This is a genomic window from Desulfovibrio sp. X2 (assembly GCF_000422205.1).
Classification (GTDB): Bacteria; Desulfobacterota; Desulfovibrionia; order Desulfovibrionales; family Desulfovibrionaceae; genus Alkalidesulfovibrio.
Genome location: NZ_ATHV01000056.1, coordinates 1 through 736 on the forward strand (window position 1 = coordinate 1; position 736 = coordinate 736).

2 protein-coding genes are annotated in these 736 nt (G+C 71.3%); both read left to right on the forward strand.

Features of this window, described 5'->3' with window-relative positions; genetic code table 11:
* Nucleotides 1-388: molecular chaperone TorD family protein (locus tag DSX2_RS13640; RefSeq protein ID WP_020881664.1), on the forward strand; the 388-nt coding region annotated here is incomplete at its 5' end.
* Nucleotides 385-736, forward strand: a 352-nt coding sequence (locus DSX2_RS13645) for a twin-arginine translocation signal domain-containing protein (RefSeq protein WP_020881665.1), incomplete at its 3' end; no start/stop codon positions are given. The genes DSX2_RS13640 and DSX2_RS13645, both read left to right, overlap by 4 nt.

The following is a 736-nucleotide window of genomic DNA, read 5'->3' on the forward strand; positions in this document are numbered from 1 at the left end:
GCCGCGCCTCAAGGGCGAGGCCACGCGCACGGCCGCGGCGATCTACGCGACGCTGGGCCTTGCCGTGCCGGACGCGGGCAGCCTGCCCGAGGACCATCTGGCCTTCGAGCTCGACGCGGTCCTGGCCTTCCACGAGGTCTTCAGGCGTTCCGGCGCCGGGGCGGAGAGCCCGGAGCTCGTGGCCCTGTGGGGCTATTTCCTCTTCGACCATCTGGCGCGATGGGTGCCGCTCTTCCTCTCGCGCATCCGCCAGGCGCAGGACGTTCCTGCGGAGATCCGCCGCGCGGCCTCGCTGCTCGCGGCCTGGCTCTCCGCCGAGACCGGAGAAACCGGGGAGAGCCCGACGCGGCCCGCCCCGACCATGCATCAACCAGGAGGTACGGCATGAGCCGGACGAACAAACAGGCCGTGGAGCGGGCGCTGGCAAGCCCCCTCTCGCGGCGATCCTTCCTCGGCGGGCTGCTCGCTGCCGGAGCCCTGGCCACGCTGCCGGGGAGCCTGCTCAGGCCGCTCTCGGCCGAGGCGGAGCAGGTCTGGGAAGGGGGCTACCAGACGTTCCGCAACGCCTGCCCCCGCAACTGCTACGACACCTGCTCCATCGTCAGCTACGTGAAGGACGGCGCGGTCAGGTTCGTGGAGGGCGCGGACGAGTCCACCTTCACCCGGGGCGGGCTGTGCGTGAAGGGCAACAGCTATGTGGGCCGCGCCTACAGCCCGGACCGCATCAAGTATCCCA